The organism is Burkholderia sp. A2 (genome assembly GCF_001729305.1).
Classification (GTDB): Bacteria; Pseudomonadota; Gammaproteobacteria; order Burkholderiales; family Burkholderiaceae; genus Burkholderia; species Burkholderia sola.
This window is the reverse complement of sequence record NZ_LZXX01000092.1, coordinates 21557-47328: the sequence shown is the minus strand read 5'-3', so window position 1 is coordinate 47328 and position 25772 is coordinate 21557. Positions and strand designations below refer to the sequence as shown.

The 25772-nt window shown below is 69.1% G+C and carries 26 protein-coding genes; 9 read left to right on the top strand and 17 right to left on the bottom strand.

Going from position 1 to position 25772, the window contains the following annotated elements:
* Positions 1–292 precede the first annotated feature (292 nt).
* Positions 293–802: a GNAT family N-acetyltransferase gene (locus A9Z05_RS15670; protein WP_069618890.1), complete on the top strand. Its 510-nt coding sequence runs from the start codon at positions 293–295 to the stop codon at positions 800–802.
* 16 nt (positions 803–818) lie between these two features.
* On the opposite strand, the gene A9Z05_RS15665 is transcribed toward A9Z05_RS15670, so the two are convergent.
* The 3 genes from A9Z05_RS15665 to A9Z05_RS15660 all read right to left on the bottom strand — a co-directional run bounded on the left by A9Z05_RS15665 (position 819) and on the right by A9Z05_RS15660 (position 2813).
* A complete protein-coding gene (locus A9Z05_RS15665) occupies positions 819–1772 on the bottom strand; it encodes a leucyl aminopeptidase (RefSeq protein ID WP_069618889.1) in 954 nt (317 codons plus the stop codon).
* 58 nt (positions 1773–1830) lie between these two features.
* A complete protein-coding gene (locus A9Z05_RS37810; protein WP_006479692.1) occupies positions 1831–1953 on the bottom strand; it encodes a hypothetical protein in 123 nt (40 codons plus the stop codon).
* A 404-nt stretch (positions 1954–2357) separates the two neighbouring features.
* A complete protein-coding gene (locus tag A9Z05_RS15660; protein ID WP_069618888.1) occupies positions 2358–2813 on the bottom strand; it encodes an Lrp/AsnC family transcriptional regulator in 456 nt (151 codons plus the stop codon).
* A 115-nt stretch (positions 2814–2928) separates the two neighbouring features.
* On the opposite strand from A9Z05_RS15660, the gene A9Z05_RS15655 reads away from it, so the two are divergent.
* On the top strand, positions 2929–3474 hold the full coding sequence (locus A9Z05_RS15655) for an alpha/beta hydrolase (RefSeq protein WP_069618887.1): 546 nt from the start codon (positions 2929–2931) through the stop codon (positions 3472–3474).
* Between the two features lie 179 nt (positions 3475–3653).
* Positions 3654–4907, top strand: coding sequence for a YbfB/YjiJ family MFS transporter (locus tag A9Z05_RS15650; protein WP_069619061.1), 1254 nt, complete (start codon positions 3654–3656; stop codon positions 4905–4907).
* A gap of 11 nt (positions 4908–4918) precedes the next feature.
* Here the strand turns inward: A9Z05_RS15650 and hpaC are convergent, their stop codons facing one another.
* The gene (gene hpaC, locus A9Z05_RS15645; RefSeq protein ID WP_069618886.1) at positions 4919–5464 is read right to left on the bottom strand and encodes a 4-hydroxyphenylacetate 3-monooxygenase, reductase component; all 546 of its coding nucleotides are present in this window, start codon (positions 5462–5464) and stop codon (positions 4919–4921) included.
* A 352-nt stretch (positions 5465–5816) separates the two neighbouring features.
* Between hpaC and A9Z05_RS15640 the strand changes: the two genes are divergently transcribed.
* A complete protein-coding gene (locus A9Z05_RS15640) occupies positions 5817–6449 on the top strand; it encodes a response regulator transcription factor (protein ID WP_069618885.1) in 633 nt (210 codons plus the stop codon).
* 12 nt (positions 6450–6461) lie between these two features.
* On the opposite strand, the gene A9Z05_RS15635 is transcribed toward A9Z05_RS15640, so the two are convergent.
* The 5 genes from A9Z05_RS15635 to A9Z05_RS15615 form a co-directional block, all read right to left on the bottom strand.
* Positions 6462–7205, bottom strand: coding sequence for an SDR family NAD(P)-dependent oxidoreductase (locus tag A9Z05_RS15635; protein WP_069618884.1), 744 nt, complete (start codon positions 7203–7205; stop codon positions 6462–6464).
* Positions 7206–7265: 60 nt separating this feature from the next.
* Positions 7266–8390 (bottom strand): amidase, encoded by a 1125-nt coding sequence (locus A9Z05_RS15630; RefSeq protein WP_069618883.1) that lies wholly within the window; start codon positions 8388–8390, stop codon positions 7266–7268.
* A gap of 31 nt (positions 8391–8421) precedes the next feature.
* The gene (locus tag A9Z05_RS15625; RefSeq protein WP_069618882.1) at positions 8422–8943 is read right to left on the bottom strand and encodes a nuclear transport factor 2 family protein; all 522 of its coding nucleotides are present in this window, start codon (positions 8941–8943) and stop codon (positions 8422–8424) included.
* An 8-nt stretch (positions 8944–8951) separates the two neighbouring features.
* Entirely contained in the window at positions 8952–9329 is a 378-nt protein-coding gene (locus A9Z05_RS15620) for a hypothetical protein (RefSeq protein ID WP_069618881.1), read from the bottom strand.
* A gap of 96 nt (positions 9330–9425) precedes the next feature.
* Positions 9426–10619, bottom strand: coding sequence for an acyl-CoA dehydrogenase family protein (locus tag A9Z05_RS15615; RefSeq protein ID WP_069618880.1), 1194 nt, complete (start codon positions 10617–10619; stop codon positions 9426–9428).
* Between the two features lie 147 nt (positions 10620–10766).
* On the opposite strand from A9Z05_RS15615, the gene A9Z05_RS15610 reads away from it, so the two are divergent.
* On the top strand, positions 10767–12314 hold the full coding sequence (locus A9Z05_RS15610; RefSeq protein WP_069618879.1) for a sensor histidine kinase: 1548 nt from the start codon (positions 10767–10769) through the stop codon (positions 12312–12314).
* 50 nt (positions 12315–12364) lie between these two features.
* On the opposite strand, the gene A9Z05_RS15605 is transcribed toward A9Z05_RS15610, so the two are convergent.
* From A9Z05_RS15605 to A9Z05_RS15595, 3 genes are all read right to left on the bottom strand, one after another.
* Positions 12365–12751 carry a tautomerase family protein gene (locus A9Z05_RS15605; RefSeq protein ID WP_069618878.1) on the bottom strand — a complete coding sequence of 129 codons (387 nt, stop codon included), beginning with the start codon at positions 12749–12751 and terminating at the stop codon, positions 12365–12367.
* Positions 12752–12873: 122 nt separating this feature from the next.
* Positions 12874–13377: an aromatic-ring-hydroxylating dioxygenase subunit beta gene (locus tag A9Z05_RS15600; protein ID WP_069618877.1), complete on the bottom strand. Its 504-nt coding sequence runs from the start codon at positions 13375–13377 to the stop codon at positions 12874–12876.
* Positions 13374–14657 carry a Rieske 2Fe-2S domain-containing protein gene (locus A9Z05_RS15595; protein WP_069618876.1) on the bottom strand — a complete coding sequence of 428 codons (1284 nt, stop codon included), beginning with the start codon at positions 14655–14657 and terminating at the stop codon, positions 13374–13376. The genes A9Z05_RS15600 and A9Z05_RS15595 overlap by 4 nt, the downstream gene beginning before the upstream one ends.
* Positions 14658–14797: 140 nt before the next feature.
* Here A9Z05_RS15595 and A9Z05_RS15590 point away from each other — a divergent pair, with 140 nt between their 5' ends.
* On the top strand, positions 14798–15715 hold the full coding sequence (locus A9Z05_RS15590; protein ID WP_069619060.1) for a LysR family transcriptional regulator: 918 nt from the start codon (positions 14798–14800) through the stop codon (positions 15713–15715).
* 127 nt (positions 15716–15842) lie between these two features.
* On the opposite strand, the gene A9Z05_RS15585 is transcribed toward A9Z05_RS15590, so the two are convergent.
* Together A9Z05_RS15585 and A9Z05_RS15580 are read right to left on the bottom strand one after the other, a co-directional pair.
* Entirely contained in the window at positions 15843–16823 is a 981-nt protein-coding gene (locus A9Z05_RS15585; RefSeq protein ID WP_069618875.1) for a PDR/VanB family oxidoreductase, read from the bottom strand.
* 216 nt (positions 16824–17039) lie between these two features.
* Positions 17040–18443: an MFS transporter gene (locus A9Z05_RS15580; RefSeq protein ID WP_069618874.1), complete on the bottom strand. Its 1404-nt coding sequence runs from the start codon at positions 18441–18443 to the stop codon at positions 17040–17042.
* Positions 18444–18854: 411 nt separating this feature from the next.
* Here A9Z05_RS15580 and A9Z05_RS15575 point away from each other — a divergent pair, with 411 nt between their 5' ends.
* Positions 18855–19973, top strand: a complete 1119-nt coding sequence (locus tag A9Z05_RS15575; RefSeq protein WP_069618873.1) for a porin — start codon at positions 18855–18857, stop codon at positions 19971–19973.
* A gap of 26 nt (positions 19974–19999) precedes the next feature.
* Here A9Z05_RS15575 and A9Z05_RS15570 read toward each other — a convergent pair whose 3' ends face one another.
* Together A9Z05_RS15570 and A9Z05_RS15565 are read right to left on the bottom strand one after the other, a co-directional pair.
* Positions 20000–21037, bottom strand: coding sequence for a LysR family transcriptional regulator (locus A9Z05_RS15570; RefSeq protein ID WP_069618872.1), 1038 nt, complete (start codon positions 21035–21037; stop codon positions 20000–20002).
* Positions 21034–22008 carry an AraC family transcriptional regulator gene (locus A9Z05_RS15565; protein ID WP_069618871.1) on the bottom strand — a complete coding sequence of 325 codons (975 nt, stop codon included), beginning with the start codon at positions 22006–22008 and terminating at the stop codon, positions 21034–21036. Before A9Z05_RS15565 ends, A9Z05_RS15570 begins: the two co-directional genes overlap by 4 nt.
* Positions 22009–22157: 149 nt before the next feature.
* Between A9Z05_RS15565 and A9Z05_RS15560 the strand changes: the two genes are divergently transcribed.
* Both A9Z05_RS15560 and A9Z05_RS15555 read left to right on the top strand, forming a co-directional pair.
* Entirely contained in the window at positions 22158–23264 is a 1107-nt protein-coding gene (locus A9Z05_RS15560; protein WP_069618870.1) for an NAD/NADP-dependent octopine/nopaline dehydrogenase family protein, read from the top strand.
* Positions 23261–24271 (top strand): 3-hydroxybutyryl-CoA dehydrogenase, encoded by a 1011-nt coding sequence (locus tag A9Z05_RS15555; RefSeq protein WP_069618869.1) that lies wholly within the window; start codon positions 23261–23263, stop codon positions 24269–24271. The genes A9Z05_RS15560 and A9Z05_RS15555 overlap by 4 nt, the downstream gene beginning before the upstream one ends.
* Positions 24272–24282: 11 nt before the next feature.
* Here A9Z05_RS15555 and A9Z05_RS15550 read toward each other — a convergent pair whose 3' ends face one another.
* Positions 24283–25620, bottom strand: coding sequence for an MFS transporter (locus tag A9Z05_RS15550; RefSeq protein ID WP_069618868.1), 1338 nt, complete (start codon positions 25618–25620; stop codon positions 24283–24285).
* Positions 25621–25772: the final 152 nt, after the last annotated feature.

Genomic DNA, 25772 nt, shown 5'->3' with positions numbered 1-25772 from the left:
TGTATCTTGCGCCGAGCGTAGATAAAACGCCTGCAGATGAAACACATGACGGTGCACCGCACGTCGGAAAACAGCACTGCATGGCTGTCAGCGTGGATCAGAATCGGCGGCAGGCCGTGCGGCCCGGCTTCGTCAACCCGTCGAGTTTCCGTCAGGCGTCCAAGCGCTGATACGGCGCACCGCCGGTCGCGTATCGCAGCGCAGCGATAACGCGACCCGCGATGAATCGCGGTACGATCGCTCGTTCGCCCGTCTGGCCCTGCCGACATCACCCTCACGAGAGAGCCCCCGCATGATCACGATTCGCCCGATGACCGACGACGATTTCGCGCGCTTCTGGCCGACCTACCGCGCCATCGTCGCTGCTCAGGAAACCTATGCATTCGATCCCGAGCCGACCCGGGAAGCCGCACGCGCACAGTGGCTCGACGCGCCGCTCTGCACGTGGATCGCCGAAGAGGACGGCGTGGTGCTCGGCTCGTATTTCCTGAAGGCGAACGCGGCCGGGCCCGGCAAGCACGTGAGCAACTGCGGCTACATGGTGAGCGAGGCCGCGCGCGGACGCGGCGTCGCGCGCCTGATGTGCGAGCACTCGCAGCAGGTGGCGCGCGAGCGCGGTTTCCTCGCGATGCAGTTCAATTCGGTGGTCGCGACGAACGAGGTCGCGGTCGCGCTGTGGCAGAAGCTGGGATTCGAGATCGTCGGCCGGGTGCCGCGCGCATACCGTCACGCGCGGCTCGGCTTCGTCGACTGCTTCGTGATGTTCAAGTGGCTCGGCGACGCGGCGGCCGCCGAAGCCTGAGCAACCCGCTGCCGCGTCAGACGGCGAACGCGCCGTCGAACACGATCCGTTCGTCGAGCGCGAGCGTGCCGCGCGCGAAGATCAGGTCGAGATGGTGGCTGCCGTTTTCGCCGCCGCCGAGGCCGAGATGCAGGCCCGGATGGCGTTCCTCGAACCCCGCGTTGCGGCCGTACAGGCCGCGAATGCCGAGGTTCGTGCCGATGCCGAATTCCTCGATCCGCCGGTGATTCGCGTGCCGGTCGAGATAGGTCGTGAAATCGCGCCGGAAGCCTGCATCGTCGGTGTCGAAATCGACGATCGTGCTGTGCTCGACATGCAGCGTCGCGAGCCGCTCGGCCACCTTGTACTTGATCGCGAACGGGACCGTGCCGAGAAACGTGCCGCTGAACACGACGGTGCCGTTCAGGTCGGTCACGTGCGTCGCGATCTCGCCGGGCACGACGTCGAGGTTGCCCATGCCGTCCACGCTCGTCCATTTCTGGTCCGGCGCGAGCGAGCCCGTCAGCGTGTTGCCGGCTTCGTCGATGAAGCGGATCTGCGACGCGCGTGCGGCGGCCTCGATCAGCCGGCCGTTGCGCGCGGCGATGTCGTCGAGCGATTCGGCGAACGCCTCGTCGAGGTGCGGGCCGTAATCCTTGAATAAAACCGATTTGCTCCAGTGTTCGACGATCGCGGGGCGGATCGCGGCGAGAAATGGCGGCCCGCTCGGCGACGGCGTCGGCAGGCACGACGAGTCGTACAGCAGCACGAACAGGTCGGCGTCGTCGAGCGCGGCGGCGATGTCGGCGGGCGCGGTGCTTTCGAGGCAGAGGGTGGTCGCGTCGAGCGAATCGGGCAGGGCGGAAAAGGCGCGCAACGCGGTGTCGCGGTTGCGGGTGTCATAGCCGACCAGCAGTTTTCCCGATTCGCCGCGTGCCAGCTTGTCGCGCAGCGCCGGGTGAAAACCGAGCGCGCGGTGCAGGTTCAGCATGCGTATCTCCGGAAGCGGCGGAAGGGCCGAGGCCCCTCCGCGAGAACGGGTGGCCCGCTCAGACCGGCCAGAGCGCGGTGCCGAACGGCACCACGGCGTCCTCGACCATCATGTCGACGGCCTCGGGGTGCGTGTCTTCCTGCATCCAGTCAAGCAATTCGATTTGCTGGGTTTCCTGCATGTCAATTCTCCTGTGGTGAACATGAGTGATTCAACATGAAAGCGCGGCAAAAACATTGCCGCTCCTCGTTCGGAATTTTGTGAATGCCGGGCGAGTGGCGTCGATATTATTCTGATGAATTTACGAATGCAATGCGTCGCAATGTTTTTAGCCGAGACGTGCTAAACAAGGGAATCCCCGGCCCACATATTGGAAAAAATGGGTAAAACGAGCGACAGATCGCACGTCATTTTTTTAGAAAAATGGAATGGTGGCGGCGAAATTAATTCGGTTATTTCTAATTTGAATTTAATTGAGCGGATTGATGCGATTTATGTCGTTCACGAAAATCGTATGCACGACCGCCCGGTGCTCGAACCGGTGTGCCGATTTCACGCGTCGCTCGGTCGGTCCACCTCCGCACGTCATCCGAGCAGCGCCTTTCCGATCGCCTTCGTCGGTTCCGAGCGCAGCACCAGCGAAGTCGTGACCGCGCCGAAGCGCGCAATCGCGTCGATGAGGGTTTCGAGCTGGCCCGGGGTCGGCACCAGCACCTTCAGCAGAAAGCAGTCCTCGCCGGTCATGCGGTGGACCTCGATGACATGCGGCATCTCGGCAAACGTGCGCAGCGCCGGCTGGATGTGCTCGTGAGTGGTTTTGAGCCGGATGATGGCCATCATGCCCAGCCCCAGCGCCGCCGGATCGATCCGCGCGCCGTAACCGGCGATGATCCCGCGTTCTTCCAGCCGCTTGACGCGCTCCGACGTGGCGGGCTGCGACAGCCCGATGCGCCTGCCGACTTCCGACAGCGGCGTCCGCGCGTTGTCCTGCAGCGCTTCGAGGATCGCAAGATCCAGGCGATCGAGTGCTTCGTCCGGCATGACGGTCCTCCCGTACCGTTGATTCATCGGCATTTTGTCTCAATAACCGATGACTTGCCATTCCATGCCGACGGACGCGTAGTCACACTCTGGGCTTCAGTTGACGGAGGGAATGATGGATCGAGCGATCGTGATCGTGCCGGGTATCGGCAATTCGGGACCGGATCATTGGCAGAGTCACTGGGAGGCGGCGTTGCCCGGCGCCGCGCGCATCGCGCCGGCTTCATGGGACGCGCCCGACCTGGCCGACTGGATGGCCGCGCTGGACGAGGCCGTCGCGAACGCCGGGGCGCCGCCGCTCGTGGTGTGTCATTCGCTGGGCTGTCTGTTGTTCGCGCATTGGCATGCCGTGTCGGCGCGCGCGGTGCGCGGCGCGTTTCTCGTGGCCGTGCCCGACCCGGCAGGACCGTGCTTTCCGGTTGCCGCCGCGGCGTTCGCGAACCTGCCGAACGGCAGGTTCGGGCGCCTGCCGGTGCTGGCCATCGCGAGCGCGGACGATCCGTACGATCCGTCGGGGCGCGCGCTCCAATGGGCAACGGAACAGGGTGCGGCGCCGCTTCTGCTCGGCGCGCGCGGCCACCTGAACGCGGCGTCCGGGCTGGCCGGATGGCCCGAAGGGCGCGCGCTGCTGGCGGCGTTTGCGGCCGGACTCGGGCGGTAGCGCGTGCCAGCGCCGGCTGGCCTCCCGCATTTTCCGGCCGTCGTGTCGGGGAGCGGGAACCGGGCGCGGCGGCCGTCGCGGTTGTGCTGCTGCCGCGCGTGCCGATTTCGTGGCGGCTCCAGTATGATCGAGCGACGGCGGCGCAAGCCCCGGAATCGAACAACGAAGGAGACACCCCGATGCGTGCAGTGCCGCAACCGGAGCGTGCCGGCCGCTCGCGGCCGGACGCCGGCGCAACCGATCCCGGCCGCATGGCCGCGTGGCGGCTCGCGATCTGCCTGTCGCTCGGCAGCGCGATCGCGCTCGGCCTCGCGCGCTTTTCGTATGCGCTGCTGCTGCCGCCGATGAAGGCGGATCTCGGCTGGACGTTCGCGCAGGCCGGCGCGCTGAACACCGCGAACGCGGCCGGCTACCTGATCGGCGCGCTCGCATTCCCGCTGCTGTCGCGGCGCTGGCGCGCGGCCACGCTGCTCGCGGCCGGCTGCGCGCTGACCGCCGTGCTGATGGCCGCGGGCGGGCTCACGTCGGACATGCACGCGCTGCTCGCGCAGCGGCTGGCGACGGGAGGCGGCAGCGCGTTGATCTTCATCAGCGGCGGCGTGCTGGCCGCGCGGCTCGCTTCCGCGTCGCCGCGCGATGCGGGGCTGCTGCTCGGCCTTTACTACGGCGGCACCGGATGGGGCATCGTCGCGTCGTCGCTGCTCGTGCCGGCCACGCTCGTGTCACGCGTGCACGGCTGGCAGCCCGCATGGTTCGCACTCGCGACGGCGTGCGTGCTGTTCTCGGCGGTAGCCGTGTCGGCCGCGCGCCGCATCGAGCAGGCACATGCGGCACCCGCCGCGCGGGCCGACGGTGCGAAACAGGCGGCGACCGCGAGCCCGGCCCGCTTCGCACTCGCGCTGGCCGGCTATGCGCTGTTCGGCGTCGGCTATATCGGCTACATGACGTTCATCGTCGCGCTGCTGCGCGGCGCGGGGATGAGCGGCACGGTCGTCGCCGCGTTCTACGTGATGCTCGGCGTCGCGACCGTCGTGTCGGCGCGGCTGTGGTCGGGGCTGCTCGACCGGATGCGCGGCGGCCAGGCGCTCGCCGTGCTCAACGCACTGCTCGGGGTCGCGACGCTGATGCCCGCGCTGCTCGTGCACCCGGCTGCCGCATTCGCATCGGGCTTGCTGTTCGGCGCGACGTTCCTGTCGGCGGTCGCGTCGACGACGGCCTTCGTGCGGCACAACCTGCCGCCCGACGGCTGGGCGAAGGGGATCAGCGCATTCACGACGGTCTTCGCATTCGGGCAGATCGCGGGGCCGGTTGCGATCGGCTGGGTGTCGGACAGTGCGGGGCTCGCGCGCGGGCTCGTGTATTCGGCATTGACGCTGTTCGCGGGCGCGGCATTCGCGGCCGGGCAGCGCGCGCTGCGCAGCACGTCCGCGTAGTCAAGCGCCCGTCACCGCACGCAGGCGGTACGCGACACGCGATGGAACGCACGGCTGAAGTAGATGAGGCTGTCGCCGTCGTTTCGCACGCGAATCGACGTCGCCTCGATGAACATCACCGAATGCGAGCCGACTTCCTTCATCTCGGCGATCGTGCCCTGCAGGCTCGCGAGCGCATCGCGCAGCACCGGCACGTCCTGTTCGCCGCGATCCCACACGGGCAACGCGAAGCGCTGTTCCATCGGCAGGTCGGTGAGCCCCGCGAAGTGTCGCGCGAGCAGCTCGTGCTCGGCTGGCAGCACGTTGATGCAGACCTGCCGGTTGCGCTCGAAGGTCGCATGCATCGCGCTCGACCGGTTCAGGCACACGAGCAGCGTCGGCGGCGCGTCGGTGACGGAGCACACGGCGCTCGCGGTGATCCCGCAGCGGCCGTGCGGCCCCGCGGTGGTGATCACGTTGACGGCCGCGCCGAGATGGGCCATCGCCTGGCGGAAGGCCTTTTGCGCGTCGGTCGGCTCGACGCGCGCCGGTCGCTGGATATCGGTCGTGGAAGACATGGGCGCTCCTGGTTGGACGAAAGCGGCGATCGCGGGCGCTGCCGATGCAGCATCGCTTGGCCGACGATGATCCAAGCGTACGCCGCGAAAATGCAGCCGACCATTCGCACGATTGACGATCGGGATGGCGTTCCTGCCAACGTGTCTAAAGGTTCTACCTAGATGCGCGCCATCGCGCGCGAAAAAAACCGTGATGGCGCGTTCGTGCGGCAGATGAAGGGGTTTGCAGCGGGTTTTCGGCTCGTTATGATGTGCCGCACACCCCCAGCGAGCGGCGCTCGCGACACGCCGGCCAGCGGCGTTGCGCGCGGCGCGTGCGATACCGATACCGACATTCAGCGAGACCCCCGCGATGACGTCACCCGCACCGATCGTATACATCGTCGACGACGACGGCGGCATGCGGACGTCGCTCGCGTGGTTGCTCGAATCGGTCGGCATCGCATCCGAAGGGTTCGCGAACGCGGCCGACTTTCTCGCGCGCTTCGACGTGAACCTGCCCGCGTGCCTCGTGCTCGACGTGCGAATGCCGGAGAAAAGCGGCTTCGACGTGCAGGCCGAACTGAATGCGCGCGGCGCGACGCTGCCGGTGATCTTCGTCAGCGGACACGGCGACATTCCGATGTCGGTGCGCGCGCTGCAGAACGGCGCGATCGATTTCGTCGAGAAGCCGTACAACTCGCAGCAGATGCTCGAGCGCGTGCAGCGCGCGCTGCGGCTCGCGCAGCAGCGGCATGCGGTGAGCCAGCGCCACCGCGCGCTGCGCCAGCGGCTCGACGCGCTGACCGCGCGCGAGAAGGAAGTGCTGCGCGGCGTCGTGGACGGCAAGGGCAGCAAGCAGATCGCGTCGGATCTGTCGATCAGCGTGAAGACCGTCGACGTGCATCGCGCGAGCATCAAGGAGAAGCTCGGCGCGACGTCGATCGCCGCGCTCGTGCGCGACGTGATGGTCGTGTGGGGCGACGACGGGGCGTCGTCGCGCTGAGGTGCTGCGCGTTCAGCGCATGTACAGTCCGCCGTTGATGTCCCAGCATGCACCGTTCGCGAAATGCGCGTCGCCCGAGGCGAGCAGCACGGCCGCGTCCGCGACGAAGCCGGCCGACCCGAGCTTGCCGCCCGGCAGGCTCGCGAGCACCTGACGCAGCTTTTCCGGCGCGACGCTTTCGTACACGATCGGCAGATCGAGCGGGCCCGGCGAGATCGCGTTGACGGTCACGCCGTGCGCGGCGAGATCGCGGGCGAACACCTTGGTCAGCGTCAGCGCGCCGCCTTTCGCGGCCGCATAGTGCGCGCCCGTCGCCGAGCCGCCGTTCTGCCCGGCGAGCGACGCGATGTTGACGATGCGGCCCGCGCCGCGCTGCGCGAAATACTGGCCGAACACCTGGCAGCCGAACAGCACGCTGCGCAGGTTCACGTCGATCACCTGGTCGAACTGCTCGGCCGTGATCTCCATCGCCGGCACGACCTTCGATGCGCCCGCGTTGTTGACGAGCACGTCGATCGTGCCCCAGCGCACGACGAGCGCATCGCGCGCGGCTTCGAAATCGCGTTTCGACGTGACGTCGAGCGGCAGCGCGATCGCGCGTTCGCCGCTCGGGTCGAGCTCGCGCGCATGCGCGTGAACGGCGTCGGCGGCGATGTCGGCGAGCGCGACGCGATAGCCGGCCGCATGGAAGCGTTCGGCGATGACGGCGCCGAGCCCGCGCGCGGCGCCGGTGACGAGAACGACTCGGTCTGACATGGTGTGAAAGTTCCGTGGTTCGCGGGCGCACGCCTGTGGCGGCGGCGCCCGCATCGTGGTTCATGCGGCCAACGCCGCTTCGAAGTGTGCCGCGATCGCGCAGACCCGTTCGTCCGCGCCCTTGCGTCCGACGATCTGCAAGCCGGCCTTCAACCGCGAACCGGCGAGCGGCAGCGGCAGGCTGAGGGCCGGATGGCCGCTCAGGTTGAACGGCCGGATCAGCGACGACATCGCGATCACCGAGACGCCGTCGCGTGCCTGCTGCAGCGTGATCGGCAACGCGGGCAGCGTCGGCAGCACCAGCACGTCCGCGTGTTCGAGCGCGGCATCGACCTGCGCGGTGAAGCGTGCGCGCACGGCTTCGGCTTCCTTCAATGCCGCAGGCGCGGTCGTTGCGGCCGCACGCAATCGCGTATCGAGGTCGGCGCCGAGCTTGCCGGTCGCGACCAGATGGCCGAACGCGCGCGACGTTTCCGCGTTGATCACGGTGAGCCCCGCCGCGAACGCGGCCGGCATTTCATTGAGCACGACCGTATGCGAACGCAGGCCCGACGCGCGAACGGCCGCGTCGAGCGCGGCGGCGATCGCCGGATCGGCGTCGACGCCGAGTTGCGCGATCGTGCAGCCTGCCGCGGACGCTTCTGCTTGCGCGCGTTCGAAGCCCGGAGCGATCGCGGCCATCACCGCGACGAGCGTGCGGATCTCCCGTGCGAACGGCCCGACGCAATCGAGCGTGGTGTCCGCGGGCGCGACGCCGCGCCGCGACACGCGGCCGAACGTCGGTTTCAGCCCGGCCACGCCGCAGCACGCGGCCGGCCCGCGAATCGAGCCGCCGGTATCGGTGCCGAGCGCCGCGTCGACGGCGCCGAGTCCGACGAGCGACGCGGAACCGCTCGACGAGCCGCCCGGAATGCGCGTGGCGTCCTGCGGATTGACGGGTGTGCCCGTGTAGTCGTTGATGCCGGTCATGCCGAATGCGAGCTCGTGCATGTTCGCCTTGCCGGCGATCTGCCAGCCGGCGTCGAGCAGCAGGCGGACCACGTCCGCATGCTGCGCGGCAGGCGGCGCATCGGCGAGCGCGCGGCTCGCCGCGCGGGTCGGATGGCCCGCGATGTCGATCGTGTCCTTGATCGCGATCGTCGGGCCGGGGCCGCCTGGCGTGAAGGTGTCGATGAAGCCTGTCATGGTCGGTATCGTGCGAAAGCAGCGGGAAACATCAGGACCGTGGCGCGGCGGCGAGCGGCCACGGGCCGTCGAGCACGCGTTCGGTGCGGAAATGGCGGATCAGCCAGGTGGCGCCGTTGGCGGCCGGTGCGAAATCGATCGTCAGCCGCGCGGCGATCAGCTCGGCCGAGCCGTCCGCGTAGCGCGACGCCTGCAGCATGATCCAGCGGCCGCGCGCGCTTGCATGGCCGGCGCCGATCTCGATCGACTCCGACGTCAGGAAGTGCAGGTTCGCCGAGAAATGCGGGTCGGGCGGCAGATAGCGGCCGAGCATCGCGACGATCGCGGCCGGGCCTTCGAGGCGGCCGAATTTCCGCGCGTATTGCGGGCCGATGCCTTCCCACACGGCGTCGGCCGTGAACAGCTCGGCCAGCGACGGGCCTTCGCCTGCCGCTTCGGGTACGTCGCACAGCGCCATGTAGCGCGCGATCGTCGCGCGCACCGCGCGCTCGGCGTCGAGCGCCGCGACGCGCCGTGCGAGCACGTCGACCGCAGCGGGAGACAGATCGGTCATCGCGCGCCTCACGTCGCGGGCTTCGCGGCCGGCGGCACGGTCAGCGCGCGGCCGACACGTGCCTCGATCTTGCCGTAGCGCCACAGGTTGTATTCGCCGACGGGCGTCGTGCGGTACAGGTTGCACACGGCGACCGTCGTGTCGAAATCGGCGACGTCGGCCATGATGTAGAAGGTCCACGGCGCGCCGTCGGCCTGGCCGACCACGAGACGGTCGTCGTCCATCACGCCGAGCACGCGCACGCCGGGCATCGCTTCGACGGCCGCGAGCATCGCGCCGTACGCCTGCCACACTTCGCCGATCTTCTCGCGCGGCAGGTCGAAGAAATTCTGCGACACGCCGCAGCAGAACAGCACGCGCAGCGGCAGCGGATTCGAATCGGACATATCGGGTTCTCCAGAGGAATCGGTCGGGCGCATGAGCCGGCCGGCGACGGCGCGGCGGGTGCATGCGCGTTCAGCGAAAGTGTCGGGCGATGCCGGTTACAGATAGCCGGGAAACGGCGTGACGCCGGTGAAGACCGCGCCCGCGCCGTCGAAGTTGCCTTCGGCGAGGAACGCGTGCTGCGTGACGACCATCGCATCGCGCAGCAGCCGCTGCAGCGGATGCGACCGGTAGATCGCCGCCGTGCCGCCGAGGCGGTACGCGCGTTCGACGACGCTCGCGCCTTCGCGGGCGATCTGCGTGGCCGCGAGCCGCAGCAGGCTCACCTGGTCGGGCGTCACCGGGTTGCCGGCGAGGATCGATTGCCACACCGAATCGGTCGCGTCGTAGAAGAACGCGCGCGCCGAGCGCAGTTGCGCTTCGGCCTTCGCGAGCTCGATGCGGAAATACGCGCGATCGGCGAGACGCGGTGCGCCGGTCGTCGTCTGGCGGCCGCCCGACATCCGGTTCACGACGTCGAGCGCCGCACGCGCGAGGCCGAGGTTGACGACGGCCAGCACCTGCGCCGCATACGCGACGGTCGGGTAGCGGTACAGCGGCTCGTCGACGGTCGGTTCGCCGCCGCGCACGAAGGTCCACGCCTCGGGCACGAAGCGGTCGTTCACGCGCAGGTCGTGGCTGCCGGTGCCCTGCATGCCGACCACGCTCCAGTTCTCGACGATCTCGACGTCCGCGGCACGGAACACGGCCGTGCGCGGCTTGTTCGGCGCGGCGTCCTGCGCGCCCGGCACGGCGATGCCGACGCCGAGCCAGTCGGCGCCCTTGCAGCCGCTCGCGAATTTCCATGTGCCGTTCACGCGCCAGCCGCCGGGCGCGGCCTGCGCGGGCTGCACCGGGAACAGGCCGCCCGCGAACACCTGGTCGGGGCCGCTCGCGTACAGCTCGGCCTGCGTGTCGAGCGGCAGCGCGGCGAGGTAGACGTTCGCGGAGCCGAAGCTCGCGACCCACGCGGCCGAGCCGTCGGCGGTCGCGATCCGTTCGATCATGTCGAGGAACGCGGTCGGCGCGAGCGCATCGCCGCCGAAGCGGCGCGGCGTGCCCGCGCGATAGATGCCGGCCTGCTTGAACAGCGCGATCACGTCGCGCGGCACGTGCGACAGCCGGTCGAATTCGTCGCGGCGCGCGGCGACGGTTTCGATCACCGCGTCGAGCGGCGACAACGGCGCGGCCGCGGGACTGGCCGCGCGCGGCGAGGTCGGCGCGGATTCGATGGCGAGGGCGGCTTGCGGCATGAAAGTCTCCTGGGGATGGGGCGATTCCGGTGTCGGTTGCGGGGGCAAGACTGTGCAGCCAGTCTAGAAACGCCGAAAACACGCAGCAATTGGTGCGTTGGGCCGCGCGACTGGTGACGCTCCGTGCCGGCCTAAAGAAATCTTCAGATGCGATCGGCGCGCGCCGGTGCTATGTTGGGTTTCCGGCCGCGCGATGCCGCGCGCCTTCCTCCGAATCCGATCATGAGTTTTCCCGACGAAGACGATTTCCACCGGCTGCTCGACGCGCTGACCACCTGCGTGCTGCTGCACGACGCGCGCACCCGGGCGATCGTATGGGCGAATCGCGCCGCGTGCATCGCGCTCGGCTTTTCCGTCGAGGAATTGCTGCCGCTGAAGGCGCCGGACATGACGCGCCCCGAGCCGAAGTACCGGCGCGAGATCGCGGTGAGCGCATGGGATCGCGCGCTCGTCGACGGCCCGCAGGTGTACGAATGGTGCTATCGCTCGCGTACGGGCGTCGACATGCTGTCCGAGGCCACCGCGACCTACGTGCCGCTGCGCGGGCGCGACGTCGTGATGGTGCAGTTCCGCGACATCAGCGCGGAAGAGGCGGTCCGCCAGCAGTTGCGCCGCTACGAGGCGCGGCTGCGCGAGTTCATGCAGGATCTCGACGAAGGCATCGCGGTCGTGACGCCGCACGGCGGCGTGCAGTTCATCAGCGAGTCGGGCCGCCGCGTGCTCGGGCTCGCGCCCGACGAGCCGCTCGGCGAGGTACTCGACTATTGCTCCGCGGCCGATCGAGACCGGCTCGTCGCGCAGTTGCGCGACGCGCCGTCCGCGTGCCCGTCCGCGCCGCAGCGCTACCGGATCGTGCGGCGCGACGGCTCCGCCTGCTGGCTGCGCATCCTGTGCCGGCAGGTCGAGATCGAAGGCGATCTCGACGGGCTGCTCGTGCAGTTTCGCGACGTGAGCGACGAAGTCGCGATCGAGGACGCGCGGCGCGCCGAGGCGCGGATGCTCGAATACGCGGGCCGCTACAACGCGATGGGCGAGATGGCGACCGTGATCGCGCACGAACTGAGCCAGCCGCTCGCGGCCGTGCGCAATTTCATCGAAGGCGCGGTGCGGCGGCTGAACGGCAACGGCGCCGTCGACGACGCGATCTGGGGGCTGCGCAGCGCGGACCGGCAGGCCGAGCATGCGGCGCTGATCATCAAGAGCGTGCGCGAATTCATCGTGAAGCGCGAGCCGGTCGTCGCGCGGGCCGACCTGCGCGACATCCTCGCGGACGTCGCGTACTTCATCGAGCTGCGCGCGAAGGAGGCCGGCGTGACGGTGGCGATCGTGCAGGCTGACGCGCCGCTGCCGATCCGCTGCGAGCGCGTGCTGATCGGGCAGGTGATCCTGAATCTCGCGTTCAATGCGATCGAGGCGTTCGCCGGTTGCGAGCGCGTGCCGCGCACGCTGACGCTCGGCACCGCGAACGTGGCCGGCCATGCGGAGTTGCATGCGATCGACAATGGGCCGGGCATCGACGCCGGCGCGCACGACCGGCTGTTCGACGGTTTCTCGTCGTCGAAGGCGGGCGGCAACGGAATCGGGTTGTCGTTGTGCAAGAGCATCGTCACGCGCCACGGCGGGCGGATCGCCGCGAGCCCGGCCGCGGGCGGCGGGCTCGACTGCCGCGTGACGCTGCCGCTCGCCGACGGGTAAGCGCAACCGCTTGGGCGCAGTGCGGCGGGGCGGCGACGCGCGACGCATGGTCACCGCCCCAGCGCCCGCGCGGTCTGGCCGCCGATGCCGAAGTCGGTGTTCGGAATGTCCTTGATGATCACGCGCGTCGCCTGCAGCGGCGCGTCGAGCACGTCCGCGCCCGCATCGGACAGCGCGGCGATCAGCGCGCGCTTCTGTGCGTCGGTGCGGCCGGCGATCAGGATCGCGACGATCACCGGCAGCGACGGCGGCGCGCCGTCCGCGGCGCTGCGGCCGCCGAGGCCGATATGCGTCGCGGGCAGCTCGGTGAGCAGCACGCGCACGGATTCGATCGGTGCGCCGATCGCGTCGACGGTCGCGTTGCTGAGCCTTGCGATCAGTTGGGCCTTGCGTGCGTCGTCGTGGCCGGCCGGCAGGAAAACTTCGAGTGTGGGCATGAGGGTCCGGAAAGGTGAAGGTGACCGGTTCACCTTTGCGCGGGAGACGGCGAACCGGCAGCCGCTCACAGGTGAAGGTGCCCGGTTCACCGTTGCGTTGGCGACGGTGAACCGGCCGCGGCTTACAGCAGGAAGCCGATCGCGCTGAGCGCTTCGGTCGAGTCGATCAGGCGCACGACCTTTTCGGCGATCCGCATCTCGCCTTCGGCATCGACGTGCAGCTTGTGCGTGACGTCGGCCGCGAACAGCGTCGCGACGCCGCGCTTGTACGCGACCACGACCTGCGCCGATTTCAGCTCGACGGTATCGGCGCTGCCGCTTTCCCGCGTGAAGCGCGACACGGTGCGCACCGTGCGCGCCGCGTCGGTGGCCGACGCCGAATAGCCGGACACCATCCGCTGCACGCGCTTCTCGCGCATGTCCCGGTCGTCGAACACGTAGTTCAGCGTCGCCGCGAAATCGGTCGCGTCGGGATCGATCGGCACCACGTAGTGGCCGGCCGGGTCCCACAGGTCGAGCCACGCGCGGTAGTCGCGGCGGTCGAGCATCTCGGCTTCGCGCCACACGAATTCGACCGCGCGGGCGAAGGTCTGCTCGGAAAAGAGGGCGTTGCGGTCGTCCATCATTGCTGCTCCATCATGTTGCGCCATTGCCGGTAGGCTTCGCGCATGCCGGTCTCGTCGGTCGCATGCGCGGTCTTTTCGCCGTTCGCGGCGGTCGTCTCGCGGTTCAGCCCGCGATTCACGAGGATCGGCACGTCGGGCCCCGCCTGCGCGCCGCGCTGCACGCGCTCCCACGCTTCCGCATCGTCGGGGCTGCCGAAGCCGAACGGGCCCTGGAAGTGCTCGTGGATGCGCAGCCGCTCGCGGTTCGCTTCGTCGGGGCCGCCATCCATTGCGAGCGCGACGTGGCGGATCTCGGTTTCGTTCGCGGAGATCGGCCGCAGCACGCGGAAGAACGCCATCGACAGCGCGAGGTTCGGGAACAGGTTCAGGTTGAAGCCGACGCCCATCAGCGAGCGCACGATACGGCGCACCTCCTCGGGCGTGTGACGTTCGGCGAGTTTCGCCGCGAGCGGCGCGAAGCGTTCGGGCAGCGGTGCGCCGTCGTCGTCGTCGAGATCGATCAGTTCGGGCATCAGCACCGCGAGGCTGTGGCCGTTGCCGAGCGCGCGGCAGAACGCGTCCTCGCTCGTCATGAAGCTCGTGATCGCGGCGGCCGTCTCGTCGTCGATCGACTTCATCCACGACTTGTGCACGACCGGGAAGTGATAGAGGTCGGTGGTGTTCTCGAGCTGGATCTTCCAGTTGCCCTTGAACTTGAACTTGTGCTCGCCGTTCGCCTTGATCGGGTAGCCGGCGCCCTGTTTCATGAACAGGTCGATCCACGGCTTCGCGCCGCCGAGAAAATCCTCGAGCGGCTCGATCGCGTCGTTGAAGCTCGCGAACACGAGCCCCTGGTACACACCGACGCGCAGCTTCACGAGCGGCAGGTCGCCCTTGTCGCACACGCCTTCGTAGCCGTCGCCGTACGGCAGCGCGCGCAGCGTGCCGTCGAGCGCGTACGACCAGCTGTGATACGGGCACGTGAAGCCCTTCGCGTTGCCCTTGTGCGATTCGCACACGGTCGCGCCGCGATGGCGGCAGCGGTTTTGCAGCACGTTGATCTCGCCGGTCTTGTCGCGCACGACGATCACCGGCTGGCGGCCGATCGTCGTCGTGATGAAGTCGCCCGGGTTCGGCAGTTCGCTTTCGTGCGCGACCCAGATCCAGGTGCGGTAGAAGATGCGGTCGAGCTCGGCTTCGAACAGCGCGGGATCGTGATACATCGCGGGCGCGATGCGGTCGGGCTGCGCGAGACCCTGCAAGGCGCGGGTGTCGATCGTCTGGTAGGCAATGTCGCTCATCGTCGTCGTGGGGAAAGAGTCGCGAAAATCGGGCCGCGCCGTGCGCAGCGTCCGGAGACGAGTCTCGTCTTCTGTCGCATATCGGTCAAATTGATCTAAAATTGATAATCAAATAAATGCGGCAAATGATGGAGGTCACGATGACATCGGTCGATCATCTCGATCTGAACCTGTTGCGCGTATTCCAGGCGATCGTCGACGAACGCAGCCTGACGAAGGCCGGCGAGCGGCTCGCGCTGTCGCAGCCGGCCGTCAGCTATTCGCTCGGCCGGCTGCGCACGCTGTTCGACGATCCGCTGTTCGTGCGCACGCGTTCGGGCATGCAGCCGACGCCGGTCGCGCTCGAACTCGCGGGCATCGTCGGCAAGGCGCTCGACATGGTGCGCGTCGCGCTGCGCTATGCGGAGCGCTTCGATCCGGCCACCAGCACGCGCACGTTCCGGCTGTCGCTGTCGGATGCCGGCGAGATGGCGTACCTGCCGGCGATCTGCCAGGCGCTGCGCGAGCGCGCGCCGCGCGTGACGTTGAGCGTGCAGCCGCTGCCGGTGGAGGAGATCGAGGAGGCGCTGCGCGCGAGCCGGCTCGATTTCGCGATCGGCAACCTGCCGGAGCTGATGCCGCGTACGCGCCACCAGGTGCTGTTCGAGGAAACCTACGTGTGCATGACGGGGCGCCGGCGCGGGCTGCCGGCGGCGGCCGCGTTGAGCCTCGAGCAGTTCGTGCGCGCCGCGCACGTCAACGTGAAATCGGTCGAGCATAGCCACCACGCACTCGACGACGCGTTGCGCGCGCAGGGCGTGGGGCGCAACATCGCGCTCGAGGTGCCGCACTTCGTCGCGCTGCCGAGTGTGCTGTCGGTCACCGATCTGTATGCGACGCTGCCGAGGCGGCTCGCGCAGATCCTGAACCGCGACAACGCATTCCGCCTGTACGACCTGCCGGTCACGCTGCCGCCCGCGCCGGTGACGATGCACTGGCACGAGCATTTCCACGAGGACGAAGGCAATGCGTGGATGCGCGCGCTGCTCGCCGAAATCGTCGAGCGTTTCGACGAATGACGATCGGCGGTGTGCGGCAGGCGGCTCGCGCGTGATGCTACCGTCGTGGCTGAATGTTCATCGCCCGGGCGCCTTCCGTCAGTCAATCAGTGGATCCGTGCGGCAGCACGTCGGCGTGCTCGGCGCATCAGAGATCGAGCACGAGCACCGCCGAGCGCGCGCGCGACACGCAGCAGCAGATCACGGTGTTGCTCGCGCGCTCGGCCTTGCTCAGGCAGTGATCGCGATGATCGGGTTCGCCGTCGATGACGGGCACCATGCAGGTGCCGCATACGCCTTCGCCGCATGACGTATCGACTTCGACGCCGATCTTTGCAAGTGCGTCGACGATCGACGTACCGGGCGCGACGCGCACCGATTGGCCGCTGCGTTGCAGGCGCACTTCGAAGCCCTCTGCCGGCGCGGCGTCCGCGGTGGTGACGGATGTGGACGGCTCCGCCGCGAAGCGTTCGAGATGAATCGCGTTTTCCGGGATTCGCCTGGCCGCGGCTGCGACAACGGCATCCATGAACGGCCCGGGGCCGCACGTATAGACATGCGCTTCCAGGTCGATCGACTCGATGCAGCGGCCGAGTTCGGCCGCGAGTGCATCGGGCTCGACGCCGTAATGGAACGTCACGTGCGATTCGAACGGTTCGGCGGACAGTTCGTCGACGAAGGCGGCATGGTCGCGGCTGCGCGCGAAATAGTGCAGTCGATAACGCGCGCCGCGCTGGCGCAGCGCATACGCCATCGACAGCAGCGGCGTGATGCCGATGCCGGCCGCAACCAGCACGTGCTCGCTCGCGTCATCGGCCAGACGAAACAGGTTGCGCGGCGTGCCGATCGACAATTCGGCGCCGACGCTCACGTCATCGTGCAGCGAACGCGAGCCGCCGCGCGACTGCGCTTCCTTCTTCACCGCGAACAGATAGCTGCCGCGCTCGTCGGGGTTGCCGCACAGCGAGTATTGCCGCGTGATGCCGGACGGCGCGGTGACATCGATATGGGCGCCCGGTTCGTACGCGTCGAACGGCTGGCCGTCGACGCGCGAGACCCGGAAACAGCGGATGTCCTGCGCCGCGTCGATCAGCGCGTCGATCCGGACCTGGTGGCGGTTCGCTTGCATGGGGAAATTCCGTGGGGTAGAAGAACGCGGCGCGGCAGAGCCCCGCGCCGTCATGCAGTCGAGAATAGGGACGGGCGTCGCATAAATCAAATCGATTAAAAAGTGATGTTGGGATAAGTGATATGGATGATGGTAGGCGTGCCGATCGTCGCCGCTCAGCGGGGCGGCAATCGCGCGGCCGGTGCGCCGACCACGCAATTGGTGAACCGCGCGACTTCAGCGAGCGGCAATGGCGTTGCCGCCGTCGACGGCAGCATCAGCCGAAGCCGATGCCGATGCATGACCGCGTTCACGCTCGAGGCTGCGGCGATAGTGGCGGCAGCCGACGGCGAGCAGCAGCGCGGCGAGCGTCGCCGCCGCGACGTTGACGATCGACATCGAATGACCGACCGCGGCCGGCGCGCCGAACACGCGATCGGTGAACAGCGCGACGACGGTCGTGCCGATCCCGAGCGCGATCAGGTTCGACACGAGCAGGAACAGCGCGGAGATCTGCGCACGCATCTGGTTCGGCGCGAGCGTCTGCATCGCGGCGGTCGACGTCGGCATCGGGAACGACGCGAAGAACATCGCGACGACCAGCATCGCGAGCGACGCCGGCAGGCTGTCGAGCTGCGTGAACAGCGTCGCGGGAATCACCATGCAGGCGGCGCCGATCGCGCCGGCACGCATCGGCGCATCGCCGCGGCCGCGCCGCAGCAGCCAGTCGTTGAGCCAGCCGCCGCAGAACACGCCGGCCGTGTTCGCGACCAGCAGCACGATGCCGAGCGTGTAGCCGGCTTCGACGGCCGTCATCCCGAAGCGGCGGATATAGAACGCGGGCGTCCAGCTCAGCAGGCAGTACAGCGTCATCGCGTAGAACGAGAAGCCGAGGTAGTGGCACGCGAAGGTCGCGCGGTGCATGCCGACGAAGCGCAGCGAATCGCGCATCGACACGCGCCGCACGGCGCCCGAGCGATCCTGCGCGAGCCCCTTGCGCTGCGGGTCGCGCACGGTCGCGGCGAACAGCAGCGCGACGAGGATGCCCGGCAGCCCGACGATCAGGAACGTGACCTGCCACGCATGCACCTGCCCGACCACCGGCAGCGTGAACGCGCTCGCGTGCTTGAGCAGCGCGATCACGTAGCCGCCGATCAGGAACGCGATGCCGCCGCCGATGAACGAGCCGAGCGAATACACGGCGATCGCGCGCCCGAGCTTCTCCTTCGGGAAGTAGTCGGCGAGCATCGAATACGCGCCGGGCGACAGCGCGGCCTCGCCGACGCCGACGCCCATCCGCGCGACGAACATCTGCACGAAGTGCTGGCTCATCCCGCACGCGGCGGTCGCGACGCTCCACAGCGCGATGCCGAGCGAGATGATGCGCGGGCGCGCATAGCGGTCGGCGAGATACGCGACGGGCAGCCCCATCACCGCATAAAACAGCGAAAACGCGAAGCCGTTCAGCAAGCTGAACTGCGTATCGGACAGGTGCAGGTCGCGTTTGATCGGTTCGATCATCAGCACGAGGACCTGGCGGTCGACGAACGAAAAGATGTACGCGAGCATGCAGATGACGACGACATACCATTCGTACGTATAGCGCTTGCCGTCGGCAGCGCGGGCCGTGGATGCGGACATGCGGGTTCTCCAGGAGCGGGCGGTGGAAAAGCGCGGCATCGGCCTCGCGGGCCGGGCGCCGTCGCGGGCGCGAAAGCGTGCGGATGACACGATCGGTGACGCAGCGTAGTCGGCCAAATTCGGCCGCCATAGCCGGAGTGACAGCCGCGCCACACGGACATCTACCGACCCGGATAAAGAAAACACCGAGGCCGTGCGCGCGGCCCGCCGCGCAGCGCGCGTGCGGCGGGGCCCGTGCGCGTCATGCGGCGCGTCTATAAGCGTTATAGAGCGCATTGCGTCGACGTCCGAAATTGTCGTTCCTAGACTCGGGCCGGTTTTGATCGGCAGCGTTCGTATCTGAAAGCGAACGCGCTTCACATCAAGCGGCGCGATGCCGACAGGCGCCGCAACTTCTACGGGACGACGCAGATGAACCATTCGAACGGGCGGGCCTTCCGGCTTGCCGTACCGCTCGCCGCGCTGCTCGCGTGCAACGCGCTGCCTGCCGTCGCGCAATCGAGCGTGACGCTCTACGGCCGCATCGACACCGCGATCGAATACGCGAACGCCGGGCCGAACCACGTGACGCGCATGGGCAGCGGCAACCTGTGGGCGTCGCAGTGGGGCTTGAAGGGTGTCGAGGATCTCGGCGGCGGCTACGCGACGATCTTCAAGCTCGAGGACGGCTTCAACGCGGCGAGCGGCGCGCTGTCGAACAGCAGCGCGCTGTTCGGCCGCGAAGCGTGGGTCGGCATCACGGGGCCGTTCGGCGGCGTGCAGTTCGGCGAGCTGTACACGATCCTGCATACGACGCTCGTCACGTACAGCCTGCCAGGCCTCGGCGCGGGGCTCGCATGGGGCAACGCGACCAACAACTTCGTCGGGCCCGCGTTCCTGCGCGTGCGCAACTCGATGCGCTACACGTCGCCGCGCTACGCGGGCTTCCTGTTGCGTGCGATGGCCGCGCGCGGCGCCAACGGCGCGGCCGGGCAGCCGGCGACGCTCGGCGATACGTACGGCGCCGGCATCAACTACGTGCGCGGCGGGTTGTCGGTCGACGTCGACACCATGCAGCAGAAGTTCAGCCCGGTCGCCGCATCGACGCTCGGCGCCACGAGCACGGCCGCGAACGGCAACTACACGCTCGGTGCGATTTCGTACGACTTCAACGTCGTGAAGATCGCCGCGCTGTATATGCGCCATCGCGGCGGCCCCGACGTCGCGACCGCGATCGACAGCCAGAGCGCGTATCCGCACAGCGACATCGTCGAACTCAGCGCGACGGTGCCGATCGGCCGCGCATCGCTGCTGCTGAGCGTCGGCCATTACCGGAAGGTGGCCGATAGCGACGGCAATGCCGATTCGTACGGCATCCGCTTCGACTACCCGCTGTCGAAGCGCACGGTGCTGTACACGGGCGCCGCGATGGTGCGCAACGGCGCGCATGCGCGCTTCGTCGTCAACGGCGCGGCGGGCGGCGGTGTCGCGGTGGCGAAGCCGGGCGCGACCGCGAGCTCGCTCGTCGCGGGCATTCTCACGTCGTTCTGAGCGTGTCGGCGGGCCCGCCCGCGCCGCTACGCGCAGGCGGGCGGCTGCGGCGCGAGCCACGCATCGAACGGCGCCTGCTCGCCGATGTTGAACAGCTCGAGCAGCAGCGCCCGCAGCCAGCGATGGCCGGGGTCCGCGTCGAAGCGGCGATGCCAGTACGCGTTGACGGCCCATTCGCCGGCGCCGGCGATCTCGTACAGCACGCACGGCTGGCGCGCCGCGAACGTGATCGCGATCGTTTCCGGCAGGATCAGCGCGTAATCGCCGTCCTGCAGCAGCGCCGGCACCACCATGAAGTCGGGCAGCGCCGCCCGCACGCGCGGCATCAGTTCGTGCCGTTCGAGCAGCTGCATCGACTGCGGATGCGACGTGACCGCGACGAAGCGCAGCGCATCGGGCGCCGTGCCGTCGAGCACGAAACCGTCGGGCAACCCTGCGCGCTGCGCGGTACGGCGCGGCATCAGCAGCACGCAGCGCTCGTGCAGCAGCGCGGTGCGCTGGAAGTGGCTCGACGCATCGGCGAAATGGCCGAGCGCGAAGTCGATGCGCCCCGATTCGAGCGCGACGTTGAGCTGGCATTCGTCGACGTGCAGCGTCTCGATCACCGCGCCCGGCGCGCGCCGGTCGAGCGCGCCGAGCAGCGTCGGCAGGAACGCGCTCGCCGCGAAATCGCTCATGTGCAGGCGGAACACGCGCTGCGTGCTGTCGGGCGTGAAGCGCGAGCCTTCGTCGAGCACGTCCTGCAGGATCGCGAGCGCCTTGTCGACCGAGATCGCGAGCCGTTGCGCGCGCGGGGTCGGCTCGACGCCGGTGCCGGTGCGCACGAACAGCGCGTCGCGGAACATCAGCCGCAGCCGGCCGAGCGCGTAGCTGACCGACGGCTGCGTGACGCCGAGCCGCAGCGCCGCGCGGCCGACGTGCCGCTCTTCATACACCGCGCGAAACGTCTTCAACAGGTTGAGATCGAGATCCTGCACGCGCAGGCCGTCGGCGGAGTCGCTGTCGTGCGGCGCGGGTTCGGGGCGGGCCGGGGCCGCCGGGCGGCCGGAAGCGGAGAGCGTCATCGTGTCTGCCTCGCGGTGACGGAAGGCGCGTGGCCGTAACGCCGCGCATACGCCTTCGCGAAATGGCCGAAGCCATGGATGCCGTGCGCGATCAGCACGTCGGTCACGCTGCGCGCGTTGCCGCGTTGCAGCGCCGCATGCACGGCGGCGAGCCGGCGTTCGCGCACGTACGCGGCCGGCGTGGTGTGCAGGAACGCGCGGAACGCATGCTGCAGCGTGCGCGGCGCGACGCCCGCGACGGCCGCCAGCGTGGCGAGCGCGAGCGGTTCGCCGAGGTGTGCATCGACATGCGCGCACGCGCGCCGCACATGGGCCGGCAGCGGCGGCGTGCCGCGCAGCAGCGCGTCGCTGTAAGCGTGCGGCAGGTGCGTGAGCAGCAGCGACATCAGCCACGCGGTGAGGTCGGCGCCGAACACCGGCGACGCGGTGCCGATGCCCGGCTGCGCGCCCAGCCGGCACAGGTATTCGAAGGTCGGCAGCACGAGCGCGCCGCCCGCGCCGGCGCCACCGGCTGCCACGTCGAACTGCAGCGGTCGCGCGAGCGGCGCGTGAAGCATGTCCTGCAGCTTGCGTTCGAGCGCGCCGCGCTCGAGCCGCAGCACGAGGTTGCGGCAATCGGGGCTCGTACGCAGGCGGCTCGCGAGCGCGGGCGACGACACGGTCAACTCGCCGGGGCCGGCGCGCGCGACGACGCTGCCGGCCTGCAGCTCGCACGCACCGGCGAGCGTCAGCCGGAACAGGAAGTGATCGGCGTCGTCGCCGAATTCGATGCGCGTTTCGCGTCCGTAGCTGAGTTCGAGCAGCGCACCGTGACGCAGCGGCACTTCGTACAGCTCCGCGCGAAACGGATCGCGGCCGCACGCGGCCATCCGGTGCGGCCCGAGCCGGTGCGCGACCGCGCGTTCGACTTCGTCGGGGGCGTGCAGTGTGCCGAGCCGGTTCGGCGCATGGCGGGAAAGGGCGATGTCCATTGATAGACCTCGTAGCGGATGCAGGGGCGCGTCGGCTTGCGCGGCCTCGCGATTGCGTTGCGCGAACGGGCGCGTCGTTGCGTGTTTTGAAGCGACGCGGCGCAGGCGGCCGCGTAGTCTCGGACGTACTCGATCACCAGGAGAAGACGATGAAGGTATGTGTTCTGGGCGGCGGCCACGGCTGCCATGCGGCGGCCATCGACCTGCTCGAAAAAGGCCACGACGTGACGTGGTGGCGGCGCGATCGCGAGCCGCACGCGCGGCTGCGCGCGCTTGGCGTGCTGAACGTCACCGACTATCGCGGCAAGCGCGCGGTGCCGCTCGGCGATGCGCCGGGCGCGATCCGCCTGACCGACGATCTGCCCGCCGCGCTGCACGGCGCGCGGCTCGTCGTGGTGCCGTTGCCGGCCACGTCGCACGACGCGCTCGCCGCGCAGGTCGCGCCGCTGCTGGAGGACGGCCAGGTCGTGTTCCTGCCGCCCGGCACGTTCGGCAGCGTCGTGTTCGCCCGCGCGGCGGCCGACGCCGGTAACCGTTCGCGCGTTGCGTTCGCCGAAACAGGCACGCTGCCGTACCTGGTGCGCAAGCATCGCGACAACGATGTCGTGATCAGCGCGTACGCGACGCGCCTGCCGACCGGCGTGTGGCCGGCGAACGCAGCCGGCTGGGCGTTCGACGTGTTGCGCGCCGGCTATCCGTCGGTCGAGCCGGTCGAGGATGCATTGTCCGGCGCGCTGATGAATGCGGGCCCGGTGATCCATCCGCCGCTGATCCTGATGAACGCCGGGCCGCTCGAACATTTCGACGCGTGGGACATCCACAACGAAGGCACGCAGCCGTCGATCCGCCGCGTGACGAACGCGCTCGACGCCGAACGCATCGCGGTGCGCGAAGCGCTCGGCTACCGTGCGCCGCATTTCCCGCTCGCCGATCACTACGCGACCGACGGCGACGAATGGATGTACGGGCGCGGCGCGCACGGCAAGCTGACCGATAGCGGCGACTGGCGCGAGAAGATCGATCTGCGCACGCATCGCTACATGCTCGAGGACACCCGGATCGGGCTGTCGTTCATCGTGTCGTGCGGGCGCTGGGCCGGCGTGCCGACGCCCGTCGCGCAGGGGCTGCTGAGCGTCGCGAGCGTGGTCGCGGTGCGCGACCTGTATGCGGAAGGCCGCACGCTTGAGCGGCTCGGGCTCGCGGCGCTGTCGAAGGACGCGCTGCGCGCGCTGCTCGACGTGGGGTACGCGGCATGAAGGCCGCCGCCGATGTGACGCGCATCCACGTGCTCGGCGCGGGACGCATGGGGCAGGGCATCGCGCTCGTGTTCGCGTTCGCGGGCCTCGACGTGACGCTGATCGATTTCAAGCCGCGCGATGCGGCCGGCCGTCGCGCGTTCGACGATCGCACGCGCGACGAGATCGCCCGGCCGCTGCATGCGCAGCTCGCGCTGGGCCGCATCGATGCCGTGCAGGCCGACGCCGTCGTCGCGCGTATCGCACTGGTGGCGCGGGACGGCGCGGCCGATGCGGTGCGCGATGCCGATATCGTGTTCGAAGCGCTGCCCGAAGTGCTCGATGCAAAAGCCGACGCGCTGCGCTGGCTCGGCGAACACGTCGATGCGCACGCAACGATCGCGTCGACCACGTCGACGTTCGTCGTCACCGAATTGCAGCGCCACGTTGCGCACCCGGCGCGAATGCTGAACGCACACTGGCTGAATCCCGCGCTGCTGATGCCGCTCGTCGAGGTCAGCCGCGGCGATGCGACCGATCAGGCCGTCGTCGACGCGCTCGCGGCGCTGCTGGAACGCGTCGGCAAGAAGCCGGTGATCTGCGGGCCGGCGCCCGGCTACATCGTGCCGCGCATCCAGGCGCTCGCGATGAACGAGGCCGCGCGGATGGTCGAGGAGGGCGTGGCCAGCGCCGAGGACATCGACACCGCGATCCGCACCGGTTTCGGCCCGCGCTTCGCGGTGCTCGGGCTGCTCGAATTCATCGACTGGGGCGGCTGCGACATCCTGTACTACGCGTCGCAGTACCTGGCGGGCGAGATCGGCCCGCGTTTCGCGCCGGCCGCGAGCGTCGTGCGCAACATGGAAGCCGGGCGCGACGGCGTGCGCACGGGCGCCGGCTTTCACGACTATGCGGCGGTCGACGTGCCTGCGTACATGCGCCAGCGGCTCGGCGAATTCGCGCGGCTGCTCGACCATCTCGGGCTGGCGCCGGCGTTCGACAGCGCGCGGCGCGACGCCGGGCGCTGAGCGTCGCGTGGTCATGCCTCGTTGCCGCGCGAACCGTCGGGGGGCGTGGTGCGCGTCTCGCGCATCACGCACAGCGTCGCGACCGTGACGAGGCCGAGCGCAATGAGGAACAGCGACACCGGCCACGACGCGTGATAGCGCGCAAGCAGCGCGGTCGCGATCAGCGGCGACATCCCGCCCGCGAAGATCGACGCGACTTCATGGCCCAGCGCGACGCCCGAGTAGCGTACCTCGGTGCTGAACAGCTCGCCGACGAGCGCGGGCAGCGTACCGATCATCGCGCCGTGGCTCACCGCCGTGCCGACCGTCAGCGCGAGCCACACGAGCGGCGTCACGCGCGTGTCGAGCAGCCAGAAGAACGGAAACGCGCATGCGACGAGGCTCAGCGCGCCGATCAGGTATACGGGCTTGCGGCCGATCCGGTCGGACAAACGGCCCCAGGCGAGCATCGCGCCCATCTCGACGATCATCGCGATCATCACGCCGGTCAGCATCGTGCCGTTCGGAATCCCGACGTACTTGCCGTAGACGAGCGAGAACGCGAGGAAGATGTAGGCGCCCCCGTTCTCGGCCACGCGCAGCCCCATCGCCAGCAGGATTTCCTTCGGATGGCGGCGGATGCACTCGACGATCGGCAAATGCGTATGCGCGCCGCGCTTGCCGGCCTGCTCGAAGTCGCGGCTTTCCGGCAGATGGCGGCGGATATAGATGCCGATCGCGAAGATCGCGATGCTTGCGAGGAACGGCAGCCGCCAGCCCCACGTGCGGAACATGTCGTCCGGCAGCGCCTGCGCGGCAAGAAACGCGGCCGACGACAGCACGAAGCCGCCGCCCACGCCGAGCTGGCTCCACGCCGCGTAATAGCCGCGCTGCTCGGGCGGCGCGTTCTCGCTGATCATCAGCACGCCACCGCCCCATTCGCCGCCGGACGCGATGCCCTGCAGCAGGCGCAGCACGACGAGCGCGGCCGGCGCCCACAGGCCGATCTGTGCATAGGTCGGCAGCAGGCCGATCGCGAACGTCGACGCACCCATGATCAGCAGCGTCCACACGAGCGACGCCTTGCGGCCGTAGCGATCGCCGACGTGGCCGAACACGATCCCGCCGAGCGGCCGCGCGACGAAGCCGAGCGCGAACGCCGCGAATGCGGCGAGGCTGCCGGCGAGCGGCGAGGCGCCGGGCGGAAAGAACACGTGGCCGAACACGAGCGCCGCGGCCGTGCCGTAGACGAAAAAGTCATACCATTCCATCGCGTTGCCGGCGACGGAGGCGATGACGATCCGGCGTAGCTGCCGGTCGGCGAGCGGCCGGGCGGCGCTCGGGGATTGCACGGTGTCGGTCGGGTACATGGCGGACTCTGAAGGGGGAGGCGGGCGCGTGCCGTCTTGTGCGGCACTGCGGGCTAGTGTTGTCGGCCCACCGCTCCCCGGTCAAATCCGCAGAAAAAGGGGAGTGTCATCACTCCCGCAAATGATGGTCGTGGTGCGCGGGCTCCGTGCCG

Bases quoted from the DNA above. Each gene is read 5' to 3' on its own strand.
- A9Z05_RS15670 (WP_069618890.1), top strand. From the start codon at position 293: ATGATCACGATTCGCCCGATGACCGACGACGATTTCGCGCGCTTCTGG.
- A9Z05_RS15665 (WP_069618889.1), bottom strand. From the start codon at position 1,772: ATGCTGAACCTGCACCGCGCGCTCGGTTTTCACCCGGCGCTGCGCGAC.
- A9Z05_RS37810 (WP_006479692.1), bottom strand. From the start codon at position 1,953: ATGCAGGAAACCCAGCAAATCGAATTGCTTGACTGGATGCAGGAAGAC.
- A9Z05_RS15660 (WP_069618888.1), bottom strand. From the start codon at position 2,813: ATGCCGGACGAAGCACTCGATCGCCTGGATCTTGCGATCCTCGAAGCG.
- A9Z05_RS15655 (WP_069618887.1), top strand. From the start codon at position 2,929: ATGGATCGAGCGATCGTGATCGTGCCGGGTATCGGCAATTCGGGACCG.
- A9Z05_RS15650 (WP_069619061.1), top strand. From the start codon at position 3,654: ATGCGTGCAGTGCCGCAACCGGAGCGTGCCGGCCGCTCGCGGCCGGAC.
- hpaC (WP_069618886.1), bottom strand. From the start codon at position 5,464: ATGTCTTCCACGACCGATATCCAGCGACCGGCGCGCGTCGAGCCGACC.
- A9Z05_RS15640 (WP_069618885.1), top strand. From the start codon at position 5,817: ATGACGTCACCCGCACCGATCGTATACATCGTCGACGACGACGGCGGC.
- A9Z05_RS15635 (WP_069618884.1), bottom strand. From the start codon at position 7,205: ATGTCAGACCGAGTCGTTCTCGTCACCGGCGCCGCGCGCGGGCTCGGC.
- A9Z05_RS15630 (WP_069618883.1), bottom strand. From the start codon at position 8,390: ATGACAGGCTTCATCGACACCTTCACGCCAGGCGGCCCCGGCCCGACG.
- A9Z05_RS15625 (WP_069618882.1), bottom strand. From the start codon at position 8,943: ATGACCGATCTGTCTCCCGCTGCGGTCGACGTGCTCGCACGGCGCGTC.
- A9Z05_RS15620 (WP_069618881.1), bottom strand. From the start codon at position 9,329: ATGTCCGATTCGAATCCGCTGCCGCTGCGCGTGCTGTTCTGCTGCGGC.
- A9Z05_RS15615 (WP_069618880.1), bottom strand. From the start codon at position 10,619: ATGCCGCAAGCCGCCCTCGCCATCGAATCCGCGCCGACCTCGCCGCGC.
- A9Z05_RS15610 (WP_069618879.1), top strand. From the start codon at position 10,767: ATGCGATCGGCGCGCGCCGGTGCTATGTTGGGTTTCCGGCCGCGCGAT.
- A9Z05_RS15605 (WP_069618878.1), bottom strand. From the start codon at position 12,751: ATGCCCACACTCGAAGTTTTCCTGCCGGCCGGCCACGACGACGCACGC.
- A9Z05_RS15600 (WP_069618877.1), bottom strand. From the start codon at position 13,377: ATGATGGACGACCGCAACGCCCTCTTTTCCGAGCAGACCTTCGCCCGC.
- A9Z05_RS15595 (WP_069618876.1), bottom strand. From the start codon at position 14,657: ATGAGCGACATTGCCTACCAGACGATCGACACCCGCGCCTTGCAGGGT.
- A9Z05_RS15590 (WP_069619060.1), top strand. From the start codon at position 14,798: ATGACATCGGTCGATCATCTCGATCTGAACCTGTTGCGCGTATTCCAG.
- A9Z05_RS15585 (WP_069618875.1), bottom strand. From the start codon at position 16,823: ATGCAAGCGAACCGCCACCAGGTCCGGATCGACGCGCTGATCGACGCG.
- A9Z05_RS15580 (WP_069618874.1), bottom strand. From the start codon at position 18,443: ATGTCCGCATCCACGGCCCGCGCTGCCGACGGCAAGCGCTATACGTAC.
- A9Z05_RS15575 (WP_069618873.1), top strand. From the start codon at position 18,855: ATGAACCATTCGAACGGGCGGGCCTTCCGGCTTGCCGTACCGCTCGCC.
- A9Z05_RS15570 (WP_069618872.1), bottom strand. From the start codon at position 21,037: ATGACGCTCTCCGCTTCCGGCCGCCCGGCGGCCCCGGCCCGCCCCGAA.
- A9Z05_RS15565 (WP_069618871.1), bottom strand. From the start codon at position 22,008: ATGGACATCGCCCTTTCCCGCCATGCGCCGAACCGGCTCGGCACACTG.
- A9Z05_RS15560 (WP_069618870.1), top strand. From the start codon at position 22,158: ATGAAGGTATGTGTTCTGGGCGGCGGCCACGGCTGCCATGCGGCGGCC.
- A9Z05_RS15555 (WP_069618869.1), top strand. From the start codon at position 23,261: ATGAAGGCCGCCGCCGATGTGACGCGCATCCACGTGCTCGGCGCGGGA.
- A9Z05_RS15550 (WP_069618868.1), bottom strand. From the start codon at position 25,620: ATGTACCCGACCGACACCGTGCAATCCCCGAGCGCCGCCCGGCCGCTC.